Raw genomic sequence first — 23,664 nt, 5'->3', positions numbered from 1 at the left:
CCACGTTGGCCCCGGCCGTCCAGGCCCGGGCGAGAATCTCCAGCCTGTCCATCGGATCGCCTCGCGTTGCTTCGCCGCCCGCCGGTGCTGGCTCGGGGCGCTTTTCGGGAACACCCTAGCGCACTTGGGCCGGGGAATCACCAACAATTGCGCCCCGGATGAAGAAATGCCCGCGCGGCCGCTAGACCATGGACTCCTCGACCATGCGCTTGACCTCCACCACGTCGGCGATCTTGCGCAGGTGGTCCAGTGCCCGGTAGAGATGGCTCGAATCCTTGACTTCCACGGTCATCACGATCTCGGTGCGGCCGTCCACCTTGGAGTTGAACGTGCCCGAGTCGATGTTCACGCCGTCGTCGGAGAGCACGGCGGAGATCTTGGCCAGCACGCCCTTGCGGTTGTGGGCCAGGATGGAGATCTTGGCCGGATAGGGCTTGTCCTCCTCCCCCTCCCAGGAGACCTGCATGAGCCGCTCGGGCTCCAGGCGCATGAGGTTGGGGCAGTCGTGGGTGTGCACGATCACGCCGCGCCCCCGGCTGATGTAGCCCACCACCGGCTCGCCCGGCAGGGGGGTGCAGCAGCCCGCGAAGTTCACGAGCACGTTGTCCACGCCCTTGATGCGGATGCCCTCCCCCGGCTTGCCCTTGCCCGGCTCGGCCTGGGACTGTTCCGTGGCGGCCTCGGGCTTGGCGGGCGTCTCGGGCTTGGGCAGGAAGGAGCGCAGCACGCGCCGGGGCGTAAGCTTGGAGTAGCCCACGGCCACGTAAAGGTCGTCCACGCCTCCGAAGTTGTATTCGGCCAGCACCGGCCCCAGGGCGTCCTCCTTCACGAGGCGCTGCACGTTGACGCCCAGCTTGCGCCCCTCTTTCTCCAGCACCTCCTTGCCCAGGACGATGGCCTCGGCGCGCTCCTGGGTTTTCACCCAGTGCTTGATGCGCGTCCTGGCCTTGGCGGTCTTGACGAACTTGAGCCAGTCCTTGCTGGGCTTGCGGTTCTTGTCGGTGATGATCTCCACGGTGTCGCCGTTTTTCAGCGGCGTGGAGAGCGGCGCGAGGCGGCCGTTGATCTTGGCCCCGGTGCAGTGGCTGCCCACTTCGGTGTGGATGGCGTAGGCGAAGTCCACGGGGGTGGCGCCTTCGGGCATCTCCTTCACGTCGCCCTTGGGCGTGAAGATGTAGACCTCCTCCTGGAAGAGGTCGAAGCGCAGGGTCTGCATGAACTCCTTGGAGTCCGTGGCCTCGCGCTGCCAGTCCATGATGTGGCGCAGCCAGGTGAAGCGCTCGGCGTCGCGGGCGGCCATCCTGCCGGCCTTGCCACGCTCCTTGTAGGCCCAGTGGGCGGCCACGCCGTATTCGGCGAGCTGGTTCATCTCCTCGGTGCGGATCTGGATCTCGATGCGCTCGCCGTCAGGCCCGATCACGGTGGTGTGCAGGCTCTGGTACATGTTGGCCTTGGGCATGGAGATGTAGTCCTTGAAGCGCCCGTGCACCGGCTTCCAGAGCGAATGGACCAGGCCCAGCACCGCGTAGCAGTCCTTGAGGCTGCCCACGATCACGCGGAAGGCCACGATGTCGTGCACCTGGTCCAGGTCCAGCCCCTGGGCCTTCATCTTGTTGTGCACGCTCCAGAGATGCTTCTTGCGCCCGAGCACCCGGCCCTTGATGGCGTTCTCCTCCATGAGGCCCCGGATGACGGAGATCACCTTGTCGATGTAGCCCTGGTCGAGCACCTCGTGCTCGTCCACGCCTTTCTTGAGCTGCTGGAAGATGTCGGGCTTGAGGTGTTTGAAGGAGAGATCCTCCAGCTCCACCTTGATCCTGTGCAGGCCCAGACGGTTTGCCAGGGGGGCGTAGATGTCCATGGTCTCCTGGCTGATGAGCTGGCGCTTCAGGGGCTTCTGGAAGTCCAGGGTGCGCATGTTGTGCAGCCTGTCGGCCAGTTTCACCAGGATCACGCGGATGTCCTCGGCCATGGCCAGGACCATCTTGCGGATGTTCTCGGCCTGGGCCTCCTCCTTGGTCTCGAAGGACATGAGGCTGATCTTGGTGACGCCGTCCACCACGTCGGCCACTTCCTCGCCGAACTGCTCCTCGATCTCGTCCACGGTGGCGTAGGTGTCCTCCACGGTGTCGTGGAGCAGGCCTGCGGACACGCTGGCGGCGTCCAGGCGCATCTCGGCCAGGATGTTGGCCACTTCCAGGGGGTGCGAGAGGTAGGGCTCGCCCGAGAGGCGGGTCTGCCCTGCGTGGGCCGCCGCCGAATAGACGTAGGCCTTGGTGATGAGGTCCTGCCCTGCCTGGTCCATGTAGGGGGCGACCTTGTCCATGATTTCATTGATGCGGATCATTGGGAGAGCCGGGCCTTTTGCTGGGACCGGGGGATCCACCAGCGGGTGAAGTTCCAGGAAATGCCCGCGGGCGCCGGATCCACGCCGTGTATGCGCGCGGTGAGGATGGGCAGGGCGTAGGGCGTGTAGAGGAAACAATAGGGCTGGTCCTCGTGAACCACGGCCTGGAAGCGGTCGTAGACGGGCTTGCGCAGGGCGGGGTCCAGCATGGACCTGCCCTCTTCCAGGAGGCTGTCGGCCTCGGGGTTGGCGTAGCCCACGAAGTTGAGCCCCGGAGCCTTGATTTTCGAGGAGTGCCAGACGTCGAAGGCGTCCGGGTCCTGCGGGATGGACCAGGCCAGGAGCACGGCCTCGAAGCGGCGCTGGTTGACGAACTCCTTGATGAAGGTGGCCCACTCGATGGTGCGCACCTTCACCTGGATGCCGATGCGCGCCAGCTGGTTCTGGATGATGGCGCAGGCCTTGATGCGCTGCTCGTTGCCCTGGTTGGTGATGATGGTGAAGGCGAAGGGCCTGCCGTCCTTCTCCAGGGGGCCGGTGGGGGTGCGCCGGGTCCAGCCCTGGGAAGCCAGGAGCATGAGGGCGCGGCCGGGATCGTAGGCGTAGTCCTTGATGTCGCGGTTATAGGCCCAGGAATCGGGCTTGAAGTGGCCGACGGTTGGCTCGCCCAGGCCCATGAGCGCGCCCTTGATGATCTCCTGCTTGGAGATGGCGTGGGCCATGGCCTGGCGAACGGCCTTCTCGCGGAACAGGGGGTGTTCCAGGTTCCAGGCCACGTAGGCGTAGGACGAGGCCAGGTACTTGTATTTGCGGTAGTTGTCGTCCCAGTCCGGGCCGGAGGTCTGGAAGAGGTACTGTGGCGGGGTGAGCCCCACATAGTCCAGGTTTCCGGCCTTGAGCTCCAGGAACTGGGTGGTCTGGTCGGTCACGGAGCGGTAGACCACCTCGTCGATGAAGGGTTTTCCCTCGAAATAATCCGGGTTGGCCTCGAGCACCACGCGCTGGTTCTCCACCCACTGTTTGAGCTTGTAGGGCCCGGCCCCCATGGGTTCCCGGGCGAGGCGGGTGTTGGCCGGGTCCTCCCCTTCCAGGGCGTGCTTGGGCAGGATGTCCTGCGCCCAGGTGGCCACGGCGCGCGCAAAAGGCTTTTCATACCATACTTCGAAGGTGTACTTGCCCGTGCGACGGAACTCCTTGATGGCCAGAAAGTCGCCCGCGTAGGCCGTGGGCGTCTTGGGGTCGATCATGAAGCGGTAGGTGAACTCCACGTCCTCGGCGGTGAGGGGCGTTCCGTCGAACCAGCGGATGTCGTCTCGCAGCTCGAACCGGAAATGGCGGCCGCCGTCGAGGATCTCGAAGGATTTCGCCGCGTAGGGTTCGATCTGGATGTTCTTGTCGTAGCGCAGCGGCGACACGTACATCAGCGAGGCCACCTCATGGGAGGCAGAATCCGTGGAGAGCGGCGGGATGAGGTTGGTGGGTTCGCCCAGGGTGGCCATGACGATGCGGCCTCCGTGTTCGGGGCTTGCGCTTTGCGCGTCGCCTCGGGTATGGGGCTGCCCCTTGTCCGGGCTGCGGCTATCGCAAGCGCTCAGCACGGCCAGGAGGGTCAGGGCCGCGAGCCACGCCAGGAGCCCCTTCCCCGCCGCCGGGGGGAAAAGCTTGATTTGCGGATGAAAATGCATAGAGTGTCGGATTAGTCCGTAGGCATCACGTTCGTTAACCATCCAATCCAGTTCGGAATACGGAGCACCAAGCCCCATGGCCCTCACCAGCGAGGAGAGCAAAGCCAAGCAGCTCCTCCAGGAGTTCGTCCGGGAGACGATCCCGGAATATATCATTGAAGGCGCGCATTCAATCGTCGCCCAGGACGGCGTCCAGAAAATCGACGTCAAGAAGCGCGACCAGTACTGGGACGTGGAAGGCCATGTCCAGGGGGAGGACTTCCAGGTGTACGCCTCGGAACTGGGCCTCAACCTGGAGGAAGAGACCGTCACGTTCTTCTGCAACTGCCCCGAGTCCTTCTCCGGGGTGTGCCGCCATGTGGGCGCCACGGCGCTCAAGTACGTGAAGTCCCTGGAAGGCCGCAAGTCCGGAGACGGACAAGGCGCGGCGCTCCAGAACACCGAGTGGCGTCAGAGCTTCCGCCATTTCTTCGCCACTGCCTTCGAGCCCGAGGCGGGCAAGCACTACGTCATCTACCGTTTCTTCCCCGAGCCGGGCCGCCTCCAGGTGGCCTTCTACCGCGCACGGCAGAACAAGTCGGGCCTGTCCCAGGTGCACCAGGACATCACCCTGGAGCAGATCATCCAGAACCCCGACTGGTGCGACTCTTCGCCCTCGCTGCCCCTGGTGGCCGAGCAGATCGGCCACTTCCTCGACTACCGGGGCCACCGCGTGGACATCCCCGCAGGCCTGATCTCGTGGTTCCTCTGGGCCATCAGCAAGGAGTATTACCTCTACTGGCAGGACTCCGAGAACCCCGTGCGCATCGAGCGCTCCACCATGCGCCTGCAGCTGCGCCCCGTCATGGACGACGCCCAGGGCCTGCGCTTCGACATCTACCTGGCCCGCCCCGGCAAGGCCCCCTTCTCCATCCAGGGCCAGGAGACCTATTTCTACGGCCAGCTGCCCCTGTGGGTCTGCTGGAACAAGAGCTTCTACCCCGTGCAGACCGGCCTGCCCGCCCCCTTCATCCGGGACATGGTGGAGAACCCCCCGGTGATCCCCCCGGCCGACGTCTCCGAATTCCTCGACCGCGTCTGGACCAAGTTCCCCGCCTCGGACCTGCACGGCCAGCAGGAGTTCCTGGAGCGCATGCGCCCCAACTTCCTGCCCGCCACCTACAGCCCCAAGCTCTACCTGGACGAGGAAGGGAGCCTGCTCACCCTGGCTGTGCAAAACGTTTACGTCACCGAGCACGGCGAGGTGTTCCAGGAAGGCCCCAACCCCGAATTGCAGACCGGCTCCTACCAGTACGAGGGCCGCAGCTTCCTCATGGCCCGCGAGCAGGAGGCCGAGGCCGCGCTCATCGCGGTGCTCCAGGAGATGGGCTTCCAGCCGCGCAACAACGCCAACTGGTTCCTCGAACCCGAGGAGGCCATCGTCTTCCTCCTGGACGCCTACCCCAAGCTGGTGGAGAAATACCGCGTCTTCGGGGAGAAGAATCTCACGCGCTACAAGGTGCGTCTCTCCCAGCCCGTCATCGTGGCCGAGGTTGAGAGCGACGAGAAGGAAAAGTGGTTCGACCTGGACCTGGCCGTGCAGTACGACGACCAGCGCGTGCCCATCGACAAGATCTGGAAGGCCTGGACCCAGGGCAAGCGCTATGTGCAGCTGAAGGACGGCTCCTACACGAGCCTCCCCGAGAGCTGGCTCAAGCGCCTGGGCCACAAGCTGCGCGCCCTGGGCTACGACCCGGACAAGCCGCCCCAGAAGCGCTTCAAGCAGTTCGAGGCCCCCATCCTGGACAAGATCCTGGAGGACCTGCCCGAGGCCCACACCGATTCCTTCTGGAACAACTTGCGCGAAAAGATCCACAGTTTCAAGGAGATCACGCCTCTAAAGGCCCCAGTGCACCTGAACGCCAGCCTGCGCCCCTACCAGTTGCAGGGCCTCTCCTACCTCAACTTCCTGCGCGAATACGGCTTCGGCGGCATCCTGGCCGACGAGATGGGTCTGGGCAAGACCGTGCAGACCCTCTCCTTCATCCAGCACCTGGTGGAGCGCAACCACAAGGACCCCAACCTGATCATCGTGCCCACCTCGGTGCTCCCCAACTGGGACCGCGAGGCCGAGAAGTTCGTGCCGCAGCTCAAGCGGGTGATCGTCTACGGGGCCAAGCGCGAGGGCCTGTTCAAGCAGATCGCGGAATCGCAGCTGGTGATCACCACCTACGCCCTGCTGCGGCGCGACCTCGACGAGTTGCTCAACTTCGAGTTCAACTCCATCATCCTGGACGAAGCCCAGAACATCAAGAACCCCAACACCATCACGGCGCGTTCGGTGCGGCGTCTGCGGGGCAAGATGCGCCTGTGCCTCTCGGGCACGCCCATCGAGAACAACCTCTTCGAGTTGTGGAGCCTCTTCGAGTTCCTCATGCCCGGCTTCCTGGGCAGCCAGAACTCGTTCCAGCGCGGCATCGTCAAGCCCATCAAGGACGGCGACGAGGAGACCCTGGACTACCTGCGCGGCCGCGTGAAGCCGTTCATCCTGCGGCGCACCAAGTCCGAGGTGGCCAAGGACCTGCCGCCCAAGATCGAGAACGTGCAGTACTGCGCGCTCATCGACGAGCAGGCGGAGCTCTACTCGCAGCTGGCGCGCAAGCTGCGCGACCAGGTGCTGCGCGACGTGGACGAGAAGGGCATGGCCAAGTCGCAGATGTCGATCCTGGACGCGCTGTTGAAGCTGCGCCAGATCTGCTGCCACCCGAGGCTCTTGAAGCTCGACATGCCCGGCGTGAACACCAACCTGCCCTCCGGCAAGTTCGACACCTTCAAGGACCTTGTGACGGACATCGTGGAGGAAGGGCACAAGGTGCTGGTGTTCTCGCAGTTCGTGCAGATGCTGCACATCATCCGCAGCTGGCTGCAGTTGGAGCAGATGCCCTTCGCCTACCTGGACGGCTCCAGCAAGGACCGCTTCGAGCAGGTGGACCTGTTCAACAACACGCCGGAGATTCCGATCTTCCTGATCTCCCTGAAGGCGGGCGGCACGGGCCTGAACCTGACCAGCGCCGACTACGTGATCCACTACGACCCGTGGTGGAACCCCGCCGTGGAAAACCAGGCCACGGACCGCACGCACCGCATCGGCCAGAAGCGCCAGGTGTTCGCGTACAAATTGATCTGCTCCAACACAGTGGAAGAGAAGATCCTGAAGCTCCAGGACATGAAGAAGGGCGTGGCGGAGGCCATTATTCCTGGCCAGGACGCCTGGAAGAGTTTGACGCGGAATGATTTGGAGATGTTGTTTGAGGTGTAGGATGTCGCGAATCCTTTGCTAAATTGGCAGTTGTCGAGACACCAGGGTATACTATGCCACGCGTTCGCCCCTCTGTGTTTATCGGATCATCTTCGGAAGGGTTAAGCATTGCAAAAACACTTCAAGTATTACTTGACCAATCGTGCGAAGTGACCGTCTGGAGCCAGGGCGTATTTGGACTTAGCGAAGGAACACTTGAATCATTAACAAATGCCATTGAGCGGTTCGACTTTGCCATACTAGCCTTAAGCCCAGATGATATGACGCTTTCCAGAGGGGAGACTACGCCATCCCCGCGAGACAACGTTCTTTTTGAGCTTGGGCTGTTTATCGGCGGGCTGGGAAAAAACAGAACATTTCTTGTTTACGACAGAACATCTGGGATCAAACTTCCGTCAGATATTGCAGGAGTTACTGCGGCAACTTTTGAGCCTCATAAGAAGGGTGGGTTGCTCAGCGCGTTAGGAGCAGCAGCAACGATAATTGAAGAGCGCATATTGAGACTTGGCCTTCGTGAGGAAGAGCACCTAAAACAAATTACCAGCGCAGCAAAAGGGCTAGACTCAGCGTCCTCTAAAATGAATCAACTGGTGAGACTTATGGCACGTTCAAGAAAGGTTGAGTTAGAAATCATATCAAGCCAGTTCGGGCCAATGATCCCAACAGGGCATCTAGATGAAATGAAGCGTGACCTAATAGAGCTGGAAAAAGCACTACTTCCGTAGCACCAACAATTGCACCTGCTCCGCCATCACCTGCGGCCGAATCCCCTTCTTCAGTCCGCGCGGCGTCACCACGTCCACTTCCCGACCCAATTCACGGCACAGTTCGGCCTCCAGGCCTGAGAGGGTGAGAAGGGTCGCGTTCGCGTCGAATTCCACCAGCAGGTCCACATCACTGTCCGGGCGCTCCTCGCCGCGCGCGAGGGAGCCGAACACCGCAGCCGAAACGACGCCGTAGCGCTCCAGCACCGGCCTGATTTGGGTGGCCAGGGCCTCAAGCCCTGCCGGGGGATGTTTCGTTTGCGTGGTAGCTGTCATGTGCTGCTCACGTCGGAAGATTTGTCAGATCTATAGTTCGCTTGGCGGCATCGGTCAAAGGGCGTTCCACAATCTCCCCATGCCGCTCCACCGCGCGCCTCAGGGCCGCAACGGGCTCAGGCGGGTTCGCCAGCGCCTCGGCGACCCGTAGCTGGTCCTCAATGGACAAAACGATTATCTCCCCTTCCACGTCAGCCTCCTGCCGCCGCCAGCCGCCCCGCTCTCCCTCACACCAGCCCCTCGTACACCGAGAAGTCCGCGCCGTTGGCGCCCTCGGCGGCCAGGGCCTGGGCGCAGTCCCGGTCCAGGGCGTTCAGCAGGGCGTCGTCCACCTGGGCGTCCCAGGCGCGGACCGTGGCCAGGCCCAGGGGCTCGGGGTGGTCCACGGGGTCCGGCGCGCCCAGTTCCCGCAGGTCCGAAAGGAAGAGCGGCCCCAGGCGGTCGAGGCCGCGCAAGCGCCTGGTCAGCTCCCCGCAGAGGCGCGCCGCGAAGCCCTCGTTGAAGCTGCGCGCCAGGGCGCAGGCCCCGAAGACCATCAGCAGCAACTCGTAGTACCCCAGGCAGACCTCCTGGCGCACCAGCTCCCCCAACCGCGCGTAGCACGGCGCGTGGAACACGTAGAGCACCTTGTCCACCGGCTCGCCCCGGGCGATGGCCTGGAAATACTGGCTCGACTGCCAGAAGAATTTGCGGCGCACCGCGGCGGCGCGCGTAAGCCTGCGCACCTCGTGGGCCTGCACATCGGGATTGAGCAGCATCCGCAGGCCCTGCCCCGCCAGCCGCGCGCAGAGGAACGAATCCTCCCCCGTGCGCTCCTCGTAGCCCGAATAGCCGCCCACGGACTCGAACACGTCGCGGCGCATCAGGAACACCCCGCCCTGCACGAACCCCGTCTCACCGCCCTGCGGCCCCACCCCGTAGAGCAGGTCCACGTAGCGGTTGGTCAGGGACGAGCTGCCCGTGCAGCGAAGCCGCGAGGAAACCATCCCCACCCTCGGGCGCTCGGCCAGGGGCAGGCACAGGCGCACCCAGTCGCGCGGGAGGCGGATGTCGCAGTCGATGGAGAGAAGATAACGTCCCGTGGCCGCGCCCATGCCCGCCGCGTGGGCCAGGGCCGCGCCCCGGTTGGGCGCAAGGCGCAGCACGCGCAGGTTGTCGGCTGGATGCGCGGGCTTGTACGGCTCGGATGAGCCGTCGTCCACCACGATCACCTCGCGCGGAGTCACGGACCAGCCCGCCAGCGACTCCACCAGCCCGTCCGCCAGGGCGTGGTCGTTGAAACAATAGGTCACCACGCTCAGATTGACCCGGTTGAACGCGCCGAACGACATGGAAGCCCCCGGGGTCGGCAGGATGACCACCAGTACCCGGCATCGGCCCGCCCCACAAGCGCGGGCTCAGCTCAGGCGCAGAGACACCTCCACGAGCGCGCCGTCCAGGCTCGCGCAGCGCATCTCTCCGCCCAGCTGCCCGGCCAGGCTGCGCACCAGCGTGAGCCCCAGCGACGAGGCGCTCTCCGGGCAGCCGTCTCCCGGAAAGCCCCGGCCGTTGTCGTGCACGCTCACCAGGGCGATGCCCCGCACGGCGGAGTCGAAACGCACTTCGATGTGCGGCTCCTCCGCGCCGTCGAAGGCGTGCTTGACGGCGTTGGTCACCAGTTCGGTGACGATGAGCCCAACATAGACGGCCTTGGCCAGAGGGATTTCCGATCCGTCGGCGTTCACCGCCCAGGTCACCGGACGCTCGGCCACCCGATATCCCTGGAGCACGTTGCCCACGAGGCCGTGCAAGTAGTCGTTCACCCCGATGTTTGCCAGGTTGTCGCGCCGGTAGACCTGCTCGTGGGCCAGTGCGATGGCCCTGATGCGATCCTTGCAGGCGGCGGCCAGGGCCGTGAATTCGGGGTTGCCTACGCCGGGGTTCTGGAGGTCCAGGAGGCTGATGATGATCTGAAGGTTGTTCTTGACCCGGTGATGCACCTCCTTGACCAGCAGCCCCCGCTCCTCAAGGCGGGCTTCCAGCTCCGCGTTGGCGCGCTCCAGTTCGCGGGACTGGGCAACGATACGCGAACGCCCCCGCAGGACCAGCAGCACCAGCCAGCCCCCCACGCCCGATGCCCCCAGCACGAAGAACGCCCCCAAGCGGTAGTACCCCGCGTCCGGCGCGTGCCGGGGCGAAAGAGTCAGCAGCCACTGGCCGCCGGGCACCGCAAGCGCTCGCGAGACGCCAAGCTCCGGGATCACTTCGGCCTCGGTGCGCGCGATGACCACGGGTTCCTGGTCCGTGGCAAGCTTGCGCTCCAGGCGCAGGGCGTAGCCGCCCTCGAGAATGGCGCGGAATTCAGGGGAATCCGTCACCGTCTCCCATCGGATGAGCGACACCACCAGACCCCAGAAACGGCGCTCTCCGCCCTCCTCCCAGAACACGGGCTTGCGCGCGAAGAGCCCCACGCCGCCCTGGCGCATGGCCACCGGCCCGGCCAGCACCGTGGAGTTGGTGGCGATGGCCTCCTCCACTTCGGCCTTGCGTTGAGGGTCCTTGAGCAGCTCGTGCCCGAGGGCCGCCTCGTTGCCCGCCAGGGGAACGGCCACGCGCACCACGCCCCCGGGGCAGAGAAAGAGCCCGGCCACGCTGGGGTTGCTCTCCAGGAGATGGTGGGCAAAGGCGTCGAAATCCTTGAATTCGCCCCGGTTCACCACCAGGACGTCGGCCAGGGTGGCCAGGGGGGACTGCACCTTGAGCAGCAGGTTCTGCAGGGCTTGAACGCGCCCGGCCACGCCCTGGACGAGGACGAGGCGCGCCTCGGCCTCCCGTTCGCTTTGGGCCGCGTTCAGATAGGCCAGGCCCATGGTCGCCATGAGGCTGGACACGAAGAGGGTGACGGCCCAGGCCGCCCAGGGTCTGTCCAGCAGGGAAGCGTTGGAGGAATCGGGCATGCGGTTCCTTCGGCCCGGAGGCCTTGGACCGACCTTCCCGAAAAGCGCCGTACGGGACGATCGGGTTTCGCGACCGGCACGGAGCCGGTCCTTTACCCGAAACTATCGCAAAGATGCAGGCCCGTGGCAAGCGGGCCGGTCCTTTATTCGATGTCGCGGTCGCGGAAGCCCAGCAGATAGAGCACGGCGTCAAGGCCCAGGGTGGAGATGGCGTGCCCCGCCCCTTCCTTGACCACGGGCTTGGCTCGGAAGGCGATGCCCAGGCCCGCCAGGTTGAGCATGGGCAGGTCGTTGGCGCCGTCGCCCACGGCGATGGTCTGCATGAGCGAGATGCCCTCGGTGTCCGCGATGGAGCGCAGCAGCTCGGCCTTGCGCTGGGCGTCCACCACCTGGCCCTCCACCTCGCCCGTGAGCGCCCCGTCCGCGATGGCCAGCACGTTGGCGTGCACGTGGTCGATGCCCAGACGCTGGCGCAGGCGCTCCCCGAAGAAGGTGAAGCCGCCGGAGATCACGGCGGTGCGGTAGCCGAAGCGCTTGAGGTTGCGCACGAGCTTCTCGGCCCCGTCGTTGAGCGGGATGTGCTCGGCCACCCGGGCCAGGGTCTCCACGGGCATGCCCTTGAGCAGGCTCAGGCGTTTCTTCAGGCTCTGGCGGAAGTCCAACTCGCCGCGCATGGCCGACTCGGTGATGGCCGCCACCTGCTCGCCCACGCCCCAGGCCCGGGCCAGCTCGTCGATGACTTCCACGCGGATCAGGGTGGAGTCCATGTCGAAGGCCACCAGCCTGCGATTGCGGCGGAAGGCGTTGTCCTCCTGGAGGGCGATGTCCACGCCCATCTCGGCGGCGATGGCCAGGAAGTCCTTGCGCATGGCCTTCACGTCGCCGGGCTGGCCGCGCACGGAGAACTCGATGCAGGCCGGGCGCTGCGCGGCCTCCTCGTCCAGGGAGGGACGCCCGGTGAGGCGGTTCACGGACTGGATGTTCAGCCCGTTGGCCGTGATCACGCGGGTCACGGCGGCCACCTGGGCGGCGCTGACCGTGAGGCCCAGGAGCGACACGATCCAGCGGGGCTTGCCCGCCGCCTCCACCCACTGGCTGTACTGGGCCGGGGTGATGGGGCTGAACTTGCAGGTCACGCCCAGCTCGTGGGCCTCGTAAAGCAGATCCTTGACCGTGGCGGCGGCCTGCGCGCCTTCGGGGATGCGCATGAGGATGCCCAGGGAGAGGTCGTCGTGGATTACGGACTGTCCCATGTCCAGGATGTCCACCCCGTACTGGGCCAGCAGGTTGGAGACGGAAGCGGCGATGCCGGGGCGGTCGGCCCCGAAGATGTGCACGAGCAGGATGTCGTTCATGGTCTTTCCTTGATGCGCCAAAGTCGGCGGATGTTTCCACAAAACCGGCCCGGGGTAAATGCCCTGCCGGGCCTCCCGCGCCGCTTGGCCTCGGCCTCCGCTTGGGCTAGAAGGGTCCATTCCATCCAGGAGACCGACCATGCCGACCAAGACCATCGTGGAGACAGCCAATGCCCCGGCCGCCATCGGCCCCTATTCCCAGGCCGTGTGGGCCGGGGACCTCCTCTTCTGCTCCGGCCAGATCCCCTTCGACCCGGCCACGGGCCAGGTGATCACCGGAGGCCCCGTGGACCAGGCCCGCCAGTGCCTGATCAACGTGAAGGCCGTGCTGGAAGCCGCCGGCCTGTCCATGGACAATGTGGTGAAAGCCACGGTCTTCATCAAGGACATGAACGATTTCCAGGCCATCAACGAGGTCTACGCCTCGTTCTTCAAGGCCCCCTACCCCGCCCGATCCTGCGTGGAGGTGGCCAGGCTGCCCCGCGACGTGCTCGTGGAGGTGGAGGTGGTGGCCAGCCGCTAAGGCCTACAGGGAATGGTCCGGGGCGGCGCACTCCCACGCTCCGCCCCGGCCAAGCACTCAGGCCTGGCCGAAGAGGGCCTTCTGGAAGTCCTTGAGGGTGGCGATGCCCCGGCCCTCGGCGGGCGGGTGGAAGATGGGCTCGTAGCCGAGCCTCCTGGCCTGTTTGAGCCGCGCATCCTGCCCAGCAACGGGGCGGATGCGCCCGCTCAAGTCCACCTCGCCCCAGAACACGGCGCGCGGCGGGGGCGGCCTGTCGTAGAAGGAGGAGAGCACTGCGGCCACCAGCCCCAGGTCCAGCCCGGGATCGGTGAGCTTGAGCCCCCCGCCGGTTTTGGCGTAGATGTCCGACTGCCCCAAGGCCAGGCCCAGGCGCTTCTCCAGCACGGCCAGCATCAGGTTCAGGCGGTTCAGGTCCACGCCCAGGGCCGTGCGACGGGGCATGGCCAGATAGGAGCGGCTGGCCAGGGCCTGCACCTCCACGGCGAAGGGACGCTTGCCCTCCAGGGCCAGCACCACGGCCGATCCGCTGGCGGACTCGTCGCGCTCGCCAAGGAAGTAGGTGGAGGGGTCGGGCACGGGCGAGAGGCCATCGCCCTGCATCTCCAGCACCATGAGTTCGTCGGTGGGGCCGAAGCGGTTCTTGAACACCCGCAGAATGCGGTAGAAGTGCTGCCGGTCGCCCTCCAGGTAGAGCACGGTGTCCACCATGTGCTCCAGGATCTTGGGTCCGGCGATGAGGCCCTCCTTGGTCACATGGCCCACCAGGATCAGGGTGGCGCGGCCCTTCTTCACGGCCTCCACCAGTTCCGAGGCCACGGCGCGCACCTGGGCGGGGGAGCCCGGCACGCCGTCGGCCAGGGACGAGGCCATGGTCTGCACCGAGTCCACCACCACCAGGGCCGGGGCTTCGGTCGCACCGAGAATGTCCACCGCGCCCGCGGCGGAAGTGGTGGAGAGGGCCAGGAGGCCGGGGCTCGAAAGCCCCAGGCGCGCCGCCCGGGCGGCCAGCTGCCCCAGGGACTCCTCCCCCGAGACGTAGACCGCCCGGCGGCCCGAGGCCGCCACCTGCCCGGCCATCTGGAGGAGAAGCGTGGATTTTCCTATGCCCGGCTCGCCGCCCAGGAGCACGGCCGCCCCGGGCAGCAGGCCCTGGCCCAGCACGCGGTCCAGTTCGGGGATGCCGCTGGGCGAGGGGGGAAGCTGTTCCTGGGAGTATCCGGCAAGGGGCACGGGGCCGGATTCGCCCAGGGACGGGACGATCCTGCCGGGCGCGGCGCGCGGGGCTTCGCGCTGCTCCAGGGTGTTCCACGCGCCGCATCCCTCGCACTGGCCGCGCCAGCGGGGACTCACGGCCCCGCAGGCCGTGCAGACGTGGACGCTCCTGGCCTTGGCCACGGACTACTGCTTCTGGCCCGCGGGCTGCTGCTGGGCCGGGTCGGCCACCTGGAGGTAGTCCTTGAGCTTGAGGGAGAAGTTGCGCACGTTCTCGGGCATGTTGGCGAAGGCCACCATGAAGGGCACCTCCTCGCCGGGCTTGACCATGCGGTTGTAGAGCATGATCTCCTCCTTGGAGGAGAGGCGGTTCTCCAAGTCTTCCTTGCCCAGCAGGCGCAGCTCGGAGATGTTGGCCTTGGGTCCGGCCTTGAAGACCTTGGTCACCACGGGGGCGTCCTTGGCGTCCAGCAGGGTGGCCTCCACCTCGATCTGGCCCACGGTGACCGGGGAGCGGTTCACGAGCTTGCCGTCGATGACGAAGAGGCGTCCGGCCTTTTCGTTGTCCACGAAGTAGTTGCTGAAGCCGTCGAAAAGGATCTGCCCGGTGTAGTCGGCCGGGGGCGGCGCGGGCGGGGCCGGGGGCGCGGCCGGGGCGTTCTCCATCACGGAGGGCTTGGCGGGGGCCTCGGCGGTGATCGCCGGTTTCTTGGCGAAAGGCCAGAACTCGAAGAAAAAGGCCGCCGCTCCGCCGACGCCCGCCAGGAGCACCACGCCCAGGGCGGCCAGCAGGGCGATCTTCTTCCCTTTGGAGGTGGTGGCCGTTTTCTCGGGCTTGCCGAAGTCGATGGACCCGAAGTCGCTGGAGGAGACCCCGCCGGATTCGAAGGGGTCTTTCCTGCGCTGCGCGTCGAGGTGGGCGGCGAAATCGTCGCCCGGCGTTTCATCCTCGCCCGAGACGGGCCAGATGCCTGCGTCGGTGGAGTCTCCCGAGTCGCCGAAGCCGGGGAAGTCGTCCGGGGCGGCGGGTTCCACCTTGAAGACGTGTCGGCACACGCTGCACCGCACGGTCGCGCCCTCGGGGCCGACCTTGTCGTCGGGCAGGTTGTACTTGGTCTGGCAGTTCGGACATTCGACGATCATGGTGTCAGGGACCTTCCTGCTGGATCAGTTCGTAGACGCCGGGAAGACAACGGTAGTCTTCTGCAAAGTCCAGGCCGTATCCCACCAGGAATCCCTTTGCCAGTCGAAATCCAGGAAAGTCAACCGTTACTTGCGTTTTGCGCCGCTCCACCTTGTCGATGAGCGCGCACAGGCGCACCGAGGCCGCCCCCCTCAGGGAGAGCTCGGCCAGCAGCATGGACATGGAGTTGCCCGTGTCCACGATGTCCTCCACCACGAGCACGTGGCGGTCCTTGCAGGGGGAGTCCAGGTCCTGCACGAACTTGAGTTGGCCCGGCTTCACGTCGGCGCCGTAGCTGGAGACGCGCACGAAATCCACATGGGCCGGGATGGAGATGTGGCGCACGAGGTCCGCCAGGAACATGAACGCGCCCTTGAGCACGCCCACCACCAGGAGGTCCTGCCCCCGGTAGCGTTCGGAAATCTCCGCCCCCAGCCGGGCCGTGCGCAGCGCCAGCTCCTCGGCAGTGATCACGGGTTCGAGTCTGCCGGGCATGCTACATCTCCATGACCATGGCGATTTCGTCGCACTCGGGGAACTTGGGGCAGTGGATGCAGTCCGCCCACACCTTCTGGGGCAGCTTCTCCTTGGTGACTTCCTCGAAGCCGATCTTGGCGAAGAAGTCGCGCTGGTAGGTGAGCGTGAAGACCTTGTACACGCCCAGGGTCACGGCCTCGGAGAGGCAGGCCTCCACGAGCTTGCGGCCCCAGCCCTGCTTCTGGAGGTCCGGGTGCACCACCAGGGAGCGGATCTCGGCCAGGCCCTCCCAGCAGATGGAGAGGGCGCAGCAGCCCTTCACCTCGCCGCCCTCGTGGGAGGCGAGCACGTAGAAGTCGCGCAGGTGGGAGTAGAGCTGGTTGAACGAGCGAGGCAGCAGCAGCTCGCCCTTGGCGCACTCCATGAGCAGCGCGTGGATGGCTTTCACGTCCTGAATGCGCGACTTGCGCAGGTAGAATCCGGTCACTTCCTAGGCCCCCAGATGCTTCTGGATGATGCGTTCAAGCTGTGCGCCGGGCATGTAGCCCTCCTGGGAGTGCACCAGCTCGCCCTTGGGCGAGTAGACCACCGTGCGCGGGATGGAGCGGATGGAATAGGCCTGGGCCACGTCGGGCTTGGTGAGGTGCACGGGGTAGTTGAACTTGGCCCTGGCGGTGAAGGCCTGATACTGCCCGGGGTCCTGGTCCAGGCTCAGGCCCAGGATGAGCACCTTGTCGGGCGAGAGGCGTTTGCGCAACTCCATGAGTTCGGGCACTTCCTGGCGGCAGGGGCCGCACCAGCTGGCCCAGAAGTTGATCACCACCACCTTGCCCCGGGCCTGGCTCACGAGGCGCAACACCTCCTGGCTGGAAAGGGGCTGATCCCCGGTCTGGGCCGGGGAGGCGGGGACGATGCAGACGGTCAGGAGCGCCGCCAGAAACGCCGAACGGAAAAACTTGGTCATGCGGTCACCGGATGGGTTGGGGTTTCGGGTTCACATCCCTATAATCAGCTTTGGGCTAGGCGTCCATGAGCCGTTTGGCGAGGCGCACGGCCTCCACGGCGTCGGCGGCGTGGCCGTCGGCCCCGATGGACCGGGCGAAAGCGTCGGTGACCACCGCCCCGCCCACCATGACCTTCTGGGACATGCCGCGCTCGCGCAGCAGGCGCACGGTGTCCTCCATGCGCACCATGGTGGTGGTCATGAGGGCGGACAGCCCGATGACGGGCGCTCCGCTCTCCCGGGCCGCCTCCACGATGCGCTCGGCGGGCACGTCCTTGCCCAGGTCGATCACCTCGAAGCCGTGGTTGCGCAGCATGAGGCCCACGATGTTCTTGCCGATGTCGTGGATGTCGCCCTCCACGGTGGCCAGGACGATCCTGGGCATGGCCTGGGCCTCCTGGCCGTCTTCCAGGAGGGGCTTCAGGCGGTCGAACCCGGCCTGCATGGTTTCGGCCGAGAGCAGGAGCTGGGGCAGGAAATATTCCTTGCGCTCGTAGAGCGCGCCCACGTCCATGATGCCTGGCACCAGGTCCTCGGAGAGGATTGCCTGGGCCTTGCGTCCCTGGGCCAGGGCCTCCTCCACCATGGGCAGCAGGGCATCGCGGCGTCCGGCCACCACGGCCTCGCGCAGGGTGGTCACGCTGCGGGCCTGAGCCTTCGGGGCGGCGGGGCCTTCGCCGCCGCCGTACTTCCAGGCCGAGAGGTTCTCGATGAAGCGCCCGGCCTGAGGGTCGCGCGCCAGGAGCACCTCTGAGGCCAGCCCCACCTCGCGCGGCAGCGGCGTGGAGGGGTTGGAGATGTGCGCGGCCATGCCGGCGCCCAGACACATGGAGAGGAACGTGGCGTTCAGCAGTTCGCGCGCGGGCAGCCCGAAGGAGATGTTGGAGAGCCCCAGCGTGGTGGGCAGCCCCCACACGGCGGCGCAGTGCCGGATGGTTTCCAGGCAGTGGCGGGCGGCCTCGGGCTTGGAGGACACCGTGAGCGCCAGGGCGTCCACCAGAATGAGCCGCCGGGGGATGCCCAGGGCCTCGGCCTTCACGAGCAGGGCCTCGATGGCCGCGATGCGCTCAGCAGCCGTGACGGGCAGCTTCTTGCCCGCCAGGGGCAGCAGGATGAAGGGCGCGCCGTGGAGCCTGCACAGGGGGCCAAGCTCCTCCATGCGTCCGGGCTCGCCGCTGATGGAGTTCACCAGGGCCGATCCGGGCACGGCCCAGAGGGCCTCTTCGATGGCCCCGGGGTTGGTGGAGTCCAGGCACAGGGGGCACAAGAAGCGCGCGGTGAGCTCCTTGGCGAGGGCTGGCAGGAGCGCCGCCTCGTCCACCATGGGCGCGCCCACGTTGACGTCCAGCACAGCGGCCCCGGCCTGGACCTGCTCCTCGGCCAGGCGCAGGGCCTCGCCGAACTGTCCGGCCTGGAGCTCCGCCGTGAGGGCCTTCTTGCCCGTGGGGTTGATGCGCTCTCCGATGACCACGGCGGGCAGCCCCACGCCCACGGCCACGGACCTGGAGCGCGAGGTGAGCACGAGGGGACGTCCCTCGGCGGGCTCGGGCTTCGCCCAGACGCGGCCTTCGGCCCTGGCGGCCAGGGCGGCGATGTGCGCCGGGGTGGTGCCGCAGCAGCCCGAGACGCATTTGGCCCCCATCTCCAGGAAGGGGACCATGGCCTCGCCGAAGGCTTCCGGCCCCATGGGGAACACCGTGACGCCGTTCTCCAGCCTGGGCAGGCCCGCGTTGGGCTTGATGAAGAAGGGCGTGTCGATGCGGGGCATGAAGTCCCGGGCCAGGTCGAGCATCTGCTCGGGTCCGAGGCCGCAGTTGATGCCCAGGAGGTCCACGCCCAGGTTCTGCATGGTGTCGGCGAAGGTGGCGGGCGAGGTGCCGGTGAGCGATCCGCCGGGCTCGAAGGTCATGAGCACGGCCACGGGCAGGTCGCAGACCCGGCGGGCGGCCAGGACCATGGCCTTGGCCTCGGCCAGGTCGAAGTGGGTCTCGGCGATGATCAGGTCCGCGCCGCCTTCCGCCAGGCCCTCGATCTGCCGGGCGAAGGCGTCCACCAGTTCGCGCATGGTCAGCGTGCCCAGGGGCTCCACGAAGTGCCCGGTGGGGCCGACGCTGCCCGCCACGAAGGCGCTCTCCCCGGCGGCCTGCCGGGCCACGCGGGTCAGGCCCGCGTTGAGGGCGCGGATGTCGGTCCCGGCCGGGAGCTTGAAGCGCGTGCCGCCGAAGGTGTTGGTGGTCACCACGCGCGCGCCGGCGCGCAGGTAGTCCTGGTGCACCTGGCGCACGGGGTCGGGATTGGCCAGGCCCCATAGTTCGGGAGAAGCTCCGGCGGGGAGCCCCCGGGCCTGGAGAAGGGTGCCCATGGCCCCGTCGAAAACGATGATGGAATTGCCCGCCAGGGCTTTGCGAAACTGAGACACCGCGATTCCTCCTTGGCTGGAAAGCCCTTGCGTCCTACTGAAAAACGTTGAATCCGGCAAATGAAAAGCGTATGAAGGAATGCTTCGGGCGCTGTGCGCCGAAGGATACACGCATCATGAGCATCCACAAAGACTCTCCCGAGGAAGACCTCCTCGACAACCCGGAAGCGCCCGAGGCCGAAGAGGAGCCCGACGGCTCCGAGGACGTCCCCGGCGACGACCCCGGGTCGGCCCCCGAAAGCCCCGGCGACGACGAGGGCCTTTCCGCCCTCCCCGTGCCCAAGCTCTCGGCCGCGCTGGCCTCCGGGCGCGACAACCTGCACGTCTACCTGCGCGAGGTGAGCAAGTTCCCCCTGCTCGCCCCCGACGAGGAGTTCGAACTGGCCCGCCAGGTGCGCGACCACGGCGACCAGCGCGCGGCCTTCCGCCTCGTCACCTCCCACCTGCGCCTGGTGGTGAAAATCGCCATGGACTTCCAGCGCCGCTGGGCCCAGAACGTGGCCGACCTCATCCAGGAAGGCAACGTGGGGCTCATGCGCGCCGTGAAGAAGTTCGACCCCGAGAAGGGCATCAAGTTCTCCTACTACGCGGCCTACTGGATCAAGGCCTACATCCTCAAGTACATCATGGACAACTGGCGCCTGGTGAGGATCGGCACCACCCAGGCCCAGCGCACCCTCTTCTACAACCTCAACAAGGAGCGCCAGCGGCTCACCTCCCTGGGGTTCGACCCGTCGGTCTCCAACATCTCCAAGAACCTCAAGGTCTCCGAGTCCGACGTGCTGGAGATGGACCAGCGCATGGCCCGAGGCGACCTCTCCCTGGACATCTCACTCGGCGACGACTCCACCTCCACCCGGCTGGACTACCTCCCCGCCCTCACCCCGGGCATAGAGGACATGCTGGCCAAGGACGAAATCTCCGGGCTGGTGGAAAAACACCTCCAGACCATCATGCCCGCCCTCTCCGACAAGGAGCGCGACCTCCTGGAACAGCGCATCCTCTCGGACTCCCCCATGACCCTGCGGGAGATCGGCGCGAAGTACGGCATCACCCGCGAGCGGGTCCGCCAGATCGAAACCCGGCTCCTGGACAAGATCCGCGACCACTTCACCAAGCGCATCGGAGACTTCTCCTCGGAGTGGATCCGCAAGGACGAATGATACATGCAAAGGCCCATCCAGACCCTGATCCTCCTCGCCGCCTGCGCCGCCCTGCTGGGCGCGTGCGCCGCACGCAAGACCGCCCCGGCGGACCTGAGCGCCAGGGGCCTCAACGCCCCCGCCTCGGCGGACTACTATTTCCTTCTCTACCAGGAACTCTCCCGCCAGGGCCAGGCCCGGCAGGCCGCCGAGGTGCTGGAAAAGCTCCTCGCCGTGGCCCCGGCACCCGAACTCTACCGCGACCTGGCCAACATCCATTGGGGCCTGGGCGAGCAGGACAAGACCCGCGAAGTGCTCGAACAAGGCATCGCCGCCTTCCCCGAGGAGAAGGTCCTGCGCTTCTATCTGGCCAACTCCTACCTGCTCCAGCGCCGCTTCGACGACGCCGCCCAGGTGCTGGCCGACTACCTCTCCCAGCACCCCAAGGACCAGTCCGGCCTGCAGGAACTGGCCGCCGTGCTCGTGGAAGCCGGGCGCTTCCAGCAGGCCCTGGACTTTCTGGCCCAGGTCCCGCGCGACAGGCGCACCCCCGCCATGTCCTACTACGAGTCCAAGGCCCTCTCCGGGCTCGGCAAGCGCAAGCAGGCCATGGAGAAGCTCCGCCAGGCTCTGCGCGAAGACCCCAACCTCCTCGCCGCCTGGTCCGAACTGGCCTTCTACTACGAGCAGAACAACGACTTCCGGCAGGCCGAGGAGGCCTACCGCCGCATCCTCGACCTGGGCGAAGACGGCCCCGAGTTGTGGCTGCGCCTCATCCGCCTGGCCCTCAAACAGAAGAACGAGGCCAAGGCCATCCAATTCCTGGAGAAGGCCCCCGCAGACCGCGCCTTCCTCTTCGAGGTGATGAGCCTCTTCGTGGAGGAAGGCTTCCAGGAGGGCGCGGCCAAGGTCATGGAGCGTCTCGCCCAGGATCAGCCCGGCAACCCCGACGTGATCTTCCTCCAGGCCATGATGGCCGTGGAGCGCGAGCGCGACCTGGACAAGGCCATGGCCCTGCTCGCCCAGATCCCCAAGACCCACAAGTTCTACGACAAGGGGCTCTCCACGCGCATCCAGCTGGCCCTGGACGCCGGACGCCTCGACCTGGCCGCCCCCCTCCTCTCCGAAGCGCGCGGCCTCTTCCCGGACCGCATCGAGTTCCTGTTCCTCGAAGCCATCCTGAACGACAAGCAGGGCAACCTGGAGCGCGCCGTGGCCCTCTACCGCGAGGCCGCCGCCCGCTGGCCCGACAGCGCCGAGGCCCTCTACCGCCTGGCCGTGTCCCTGGAACGCTCCAAGCAGCGCGCCGAGGCCATGCGCATCATGGAAGACGTTCTCCTCAAGGACCCCGCCAACCCCGACGCCCTCAACTTCGTGGGCTACGGCCTCGCGGAGGAGGAGCGCGACCTCGACCGCGCCCAGGAACTGGTCACGCGCGCCCTCCAGGCCAACCCCACCAGCCCCTACTACCTCGACTCCCTGGCCTGGGTGCACTTCAAACGCAAGGACCTCAAGGCCGCCTGGCAGGACATCCAGCGCGCCGTCGTCGGAAACGTGGACGACCCCGCCATCTGGGAGCACTACGGCGACATCGCCAAGGCCATGGGCAACCGCAAGGAAGCCGCGAAGGGCTACAGCAAAGCCCTGGAGATGAAGGCCACCAACGCATCGGAAATCCAAAAGAAACTGGAGAGCCTGAAGTGATCGCGCGCCTTGCGCCCGCGCTGCTGCTCCTGGCCTGCCTCGCCGCCTGCGCCCCCAAGGGCGGCACGGGGCCGGGCGAAGCCAGGACCCTCTGGGAGGGCTTCGTCAGCGCCCCGGCGGGCGCTGCCCAGAGCCTCTCGCTCTCGGCCAGCCTCTCCCTGCAGGCCCCCCAGAAGTCCGCGCGCCTCCTGGCCTCCTTCCGGGGAGACCTGGACCTTCCACTGCGCCTGGACCTCTCCACCGGCATGGGCCAGACCTTCGCCCTCTGGCGCGAGGACTCCCTGGGCTGGATGGCCGTCTACCCCCTCTCCAACCAGGTGTTCACCCACCGCGACACCAAGGCCGCCCTCGCAAAACTGGGCATCCCCTTCCCCTTCACCCTCAAGGACCTGGCCTCCCTTACCGCCGGACGCCACGCCCTGGTCACTGGAGCGGCCTACGTCTCGGCCCGCAAGACCCCCAAAGGCTACGAATACGCCCTGCCCGCCTCCCAGGCCCTGGGCAGCGTCACCCTTGACTTCGAGGGCAATCCCATTCATCTCTCGGGGCGCGGCGTGGAGCCCTGGAGCGTGGAACTGGGCGACTACGCTCCGCCGGAAAGTGGCGGCAGGCCCCTTCCCAGGTTGATCAAGGTCACGTCCCCAGGCGGCCTCACGGCCGTGCTGCGGGTGAAGAAGCTGGAACTCTCCGGCCAGCGCGCCGACGCCCAGGCCCTGGAACTGGCCGTGCCTCCCCAGGCCCGGCACATCCCCCTGGACCGACAGGGCGAGTTCCGGCCGCCGGACCTGCCGTAATAAACGTTTCAAGTAACGCCGGACCATGTCCGGCGTCGTTTTGACGACATACTCCGACAGTATCTAGAAACAACCAGCAACGCAGCGGGGGATTCGCCATGAACACCACCGTCGTCATCGGTTCCGACCACGCGGGCTTCGCCCTCAAGGACCAGCTCAAGCGTTTCATCACGGGCATGGGCCGCGAAGTCGTGGACGTGGGCACCGACACCCTGTCCAGCTGCGACTACCCGGTCTACGCCTTCAAGCTCTGCGACCTCGTGCTGGAGAAGGACTGCCTGGGCATCCTCATCTGCGGCTCGGGCGTGGGCATGTCCATGGCCGCCAACCGCCGCAAGGGCATCCGTGCCGCCCTGTGCGGCAACGAGTGGCTCGCCCGCGCCACCCGCATGCACAACGACGCCAACGTCCTCTGCCTGGGCGAACGCTGGATCGGGGCCGGGCTGGCCGAGGCCGTCACCCACGTGTTCCTGACCACCGACTTCGAGGGCGGACGCCACCAGCGCCGCATCGACCTCATCGACTCCAACCTCTAGAAGGAACATC

At 66.5% G+C, this 23,664-nt stretch carries 20 protein-coding genes; 7 read left to right on the top strand and 13 right to left on the bottom strand.

From position 1 onward, the window contains the following. Nucleotides 1-181: 181 nt before the first annotated feature. Nucleotides 182-2,347 carry a RelA/SpoT family protein gene (locus ACV4UX_RS03930; protein WP_491592026.1) on the bottom strand — a complete coding sequence of 722 codons (2,166 nt, stop codon included), beginning with the start codon at nt 2,345-2,347 and terminating at the stop codon, nt 182-184. Next, nucleotides 2,344-4,032, bottom strand: a complete 1,689-nt coding sequence (locus ACV4UX_RS03925) for a peptide-binding protein (RefSeq protein ID WP_491592025.1) — start codon at nt 4,030-4,032, stop codon at nt 2,344-2,346. The genes ACV4UX_RS03930 and ACV4UX_RS03925 overlap by 4 nt, the downstream gene beginning before the upstream one ends. 76 nt (nt 4,033-4,108) lie before the next feature. Between ACV4UX_RS03925 and ACV4UX_RS03920 the strand changes: the two genes are divergently transcribed. Next, on the top strand, nt 4,109-7,330 hold the full coding sequence (locus tag ACV4UX_RS03920) for a DEAD/DEAH box helicase (protein WP_491592024.1): 3,222 nt from the start codon (nt 4,109-4,111) through the stop codon (nt 7,328-7,330). 53 nt (nt 7,331-7,383) lie between these two features. Beyond that, a complete protein-coding gene (locus tag ACV4UX_RS03915; protein WP_491592023.1) occupies nt 7,384-8,055 on the top strand; it encodes a TIR domain-containing protein in 672 nt (223 codons plus the stop codon). On the opposite strand, the gene ACV4UX_RS03910 is transcribed toward ACV4UX_RS03915, so the two are convergent. The 5 genes from ACV4UX_RS03910 to serB form a co-directional block, all read right to left on the bottom strand. Further along, nucleotides 8,044-8,301, bottom strand: a complete 258-nt coding sequence (locus ACV4UX_RS03910) for a nucleotidyltransferase family protein (RefSeq protein ID WP_491592022.1) — start codon at nt 8,299-8,301, stop codon at nt 8,044-8,046. The genes ACV4UX_RS03915 and ACV4UX_RS03910 overlap by 12 nt on opposite strands. A 76-nt stretch (nt 8,302-8,377) precedes the next feature. Further along, on the bottom strand, nt 8,378-8,560 hold the full coding sequence (locus tag ACV4UX_RS03905; protein WP_491592021.1) for a type II toxin -antitoxin system TacA 1-like antitoxin: 183 nt from the start codon (nt 8,558-8,560) through the stop codon (nt 8,378-8,380). A gap of 37 nt (nt 8,561-8,597) precedes the next feature. Beyond that, complete coding sequence (locus tag ACV4UX_RS03900; RefSeq protein ID WP_491592020.1) at nt 8,598-9,701, bottom strand: glycosyltransferase family 2 protein; 1,104 nt, start codon at nt 9,699-9,701, stop codon at nt 8,598-8,600. 66 nt (nt 9,702-9,767) lie between these two features. Continuing rightward, complete coding sequence (locus tag ACV4UX_RS03895) at nt 9,768-11,306, bottom strand: sensor histidine kinase (RefSeq protein ID WP_491592019.1); 1,539 nt, start codon at nt 11,304-11,306, stop codon at nt 9,768-9,770. 143 nt (nt 11,307-11,449) lie between these two features. Further along, entirely contained in the window at nt 11,450-12,661 is a 1,212-nt protein-coding gene (serB, locus tag ACV4UX_RS03890; RefSeq protein WP_491592018.1) for a phosphoserine phosphatase SerB, read from the bottom strand. A gap of 139 nt (nt 12,662-12,800) precedes the next feature. Between serB and ACV4UX_RS03885 the strand changes: the two genes are divergently transcribed. Then, on the top strand, nt 12,801-13,184 hold the full coding sequence (locus tag ACV4UX_RS03885) for a RidA family protein (protein WP_491592017.1): 384 nt from the start codon (nt 12,801-12,803) through the stop codon (nt 13,182-13,184). 57 nt (nt 13,185-13,241) lie between these two features. Here ACV4UX_RS03885 and radA read toward each other — a convergent pair whose 3' ends face one another. Genes radA through ACV4UX_RS03855 form a run of 6 tightly spaced genes read right to left on the bottom strand, consistent with a single transcriptional unit; the run spans nt 13,242 to nt 19,478 of the window. Continuing rightward, nucleotides 13,242-14,579 (bottom strand): DNA repair protein RadA, encoded by a 1,338-nt coding sequence (gene radA, locus ACV4UX_RS03880; protein ID WP_491592016.1) that lies wholly within the window; start codon nt 14,577-14,579, stop codon nt 13,242-13,244. A gap of 3 nt (nt 14,580-14,582) precedes the next feature. Continuing rightward, nucleotides 14,583-15,539: a DUF3426 domain-containing protein gene (locus ACV4UX_RS03875; RefSeq protein WP_491592015.1), complete on the bottom strand. Its 957-nt coding sequence runs from the start codon at nt 15,537-15,539 to the stop codon at nt 14,583-14,585. Nucleotides 15,540-15,543: 4 nt separating this feature from the next. Beyond that, on the bottom strand, nt 15,544-16,074 hold the full coding sequence (gene hpt / locus ACV4UX_RS03870) for a hypoxanthine phosphoribosyltransferase (RefSeq protein WP_491592014.1): 531 nt from the start codon (nt 16,072-16,074) through the stop codon (nt 15,544-15,546). A gap of 1 nt (nt 16,075) precedes the next feature. Continuing rightward, complete coding sequence (locus ACV4UX_RS03865; RefSeq protein ID WP_491592013.1) at nt 16,076-16,543, bottom strand: N-acetyltransferase; 468 nt, start codon at nt 16,541-16,543, stop codon at nt 16,076-16,078. Between the two features lie 3 nt (nt 16,544-16,546). Then, entirely contained in the window at nt 16,547-17,020 is a 474-nt protein-coding gene (locus ACV4UX_RS03860) for a TlpA family protein disulfide reductase (protein WP_491592012.1), read from the bottom strand. A 55-nt stretch (nt 17,021-17,075) separates the two neighbouring features. Continuing rightward, nucleotides 17,076-19,478, bottom strand: coding sequence for a homocysteine S-methyltransferase family protein (locus ACV4UX_RS03855; protein WP_491592011.1), 2,403 nt, complete (start codon nt 19,476-19,478; stop codon nt 17,076-17,078). Between the two features lie 116 nt (nt 19,479-19,594). On the opposite strand from ACV4UX_RS03855, the gene ACV4UX_RS03850 reads away from it, so the two are divergent. From ACV4UX_RS03850 to rpiB, 4 genes are all read left to right on the top strand, one after another. Further along, nucleotides 19,595-20,641 (top strand): sigma-70 family RNA polymerase sigma factor, encoded by a 1,047-nt coding sequence (locus ACV4UX_RS03850; protein ID WP_491592010.1) that lies wholly within the window; start codon nt 19,595-19,597, stop codon nt 20,639-20,641. Between the two features lie 3 nt (nt 20,642-20,644). Beyond that, nucleotides 20,645-22,324 (top strand): tetratricopeptide repeat protein, encoded by a 1,680-nt coding sequence (locus tag ACV4UX_RS03845; RefSeq protein WP_491592009.1) that lies wholly within the window; start codon nt 20,645-20,647, stop codon nt 22,322-22,324. Next, nucleotides 22,321-23,118, top strand: coding sequence for a hypothetical protein (locus ACV4UX_RS03840; protein ID WP_491592008.1), 798 nt, complete (start codon nt 22,321-22,323; stop codon nt 23,116-23,118). The genes ACV4UX_RS03845 and ACV4UX_RS03840 overlap by 4 nt, the downstream gene beginning before the upstream one ends. Before the next feature lie 98 nt (nt 23,119-23,216). Next, nucleotides 23,217-23,654 carry a ribose 5-phosphate isomerase B gene (gene rpiB, locus ACV4UX_RS03835; protein WP_491592007.1) on the top strand — a complete coding sequence of 146 codons (438 nt, stop codon included), beginning with the start codon at nt 23,217-23,219 and terminating at the stop codon, nt 23,652-23,654. Nucleotides 23,655-23,664: the final 10 nt, after the last annotated feature.

Source organism: Fundidesulfovibrio sp. (genome assembly GCF_058402725.1).
This window is presented reverse-complemented; position numbering and strand designations above follow the sequence as displayed.

Bases quoted from the DNA above. Each gene is read 5' to 3' on its own strand.
- ACV4UX_RS03915 (WP_491592023.1), top strand. From the start codon at position 7,384: ATGCCACGCGTTCGCCCCTCTGTGTTTATCGGATCATCTTCGGAAGGG.
- ACV4UX_RS03885 (WP_491592017.1), top strand. From the start codon at position 12,801: ATGCCGACCAAGACCATCGTGGAGACAGCCAATGCCCCGGCCGCCATC.
- ACV4UX_RS03860 (WP_491592012.1), bottom strand. From the start codon at position 17,020: ATGACCAAGTTTTTCCGTTCGGCGTTTCTGGCGGCGCTCCTGACCGTC.
- ACV4UX_RS03920 (WP_491592024.1), top strand. From the start codon at position 4,109: ATGGCCCTCACCAGCGAGGAGAGCAAAGCCAAGCAGCTCCTCCAGGAG.
- serB (WP_491592018.1), bottom strand. From the start codon at position 12,661: ATGAACGACATCCTGCTCGTGCACATCTTCGGGGCCGACCGCCCCGGC.
- rpiB (WP_491592007.1), top strand. From the start codon at position 23,217: ATGAACACCACCGTCGTCATCGGTTCCGACCACGCGGGCTTCGCCCTC.
- hpt (WP_491592014.1), bottom strand. From the start codon at position 16,074: ATGCCCGGCAGACTCGAACCCGTGATCACTGCCGAGGAGCTGGCGCTG.
- ACV4UX_RS03850 (WP_491592010.1), top strand. From the start codon at position 19,595: ATGAGCATCCACAAAGACTCTCCCGAGGAAGACCTCCTCGACAACCCG.
- ACV4UX_RS03845 (WP_491592009.1), top strand. From the start codon at position 20,645: ATGCAAAGGCCCATCCAGACCCTGATCCTCCTCGCCGCCTGCGCCGCC.
- ACV4UX_RS03900 (WP_491592020.1), bottom strand. From the start codon at position 9,701: ATGTCGTTCGGCGCGTTCAACCGGGTCAATCTGAGCGTGGTGACCTAT.
- ACV4UX_RS03895 (WP_491592019.1), bottom strand. From the start codon at position 11,306: ATGCCCGATTCCTCCAACGCTTCCCTGCTGGACAGACCCTGGGCGGCC.
- ACV4UX_RS03925 (WP_491592025.1), bottom strand. From the start codon at position 4,032: ATGCATTTTCATCCGCAAATCAAGCTTTTCCCCCCGGCGGCGGGGAAG.
- ACV4UX_RS03875 (WP_491592015.1), bottom strand. From the start codon at position 15,539: ATGATCGTCGAATGTCCGAACTGCCAGACCAAGTACAACCTGCCCGAC.
- ACV4UX_RS03930 (WP_491592026.1), bottom strand. From the start codon at position 2,347: ATGATCCGCATCAATGAAATCATGGACAAGGTCGCCCCCTACATGGAC.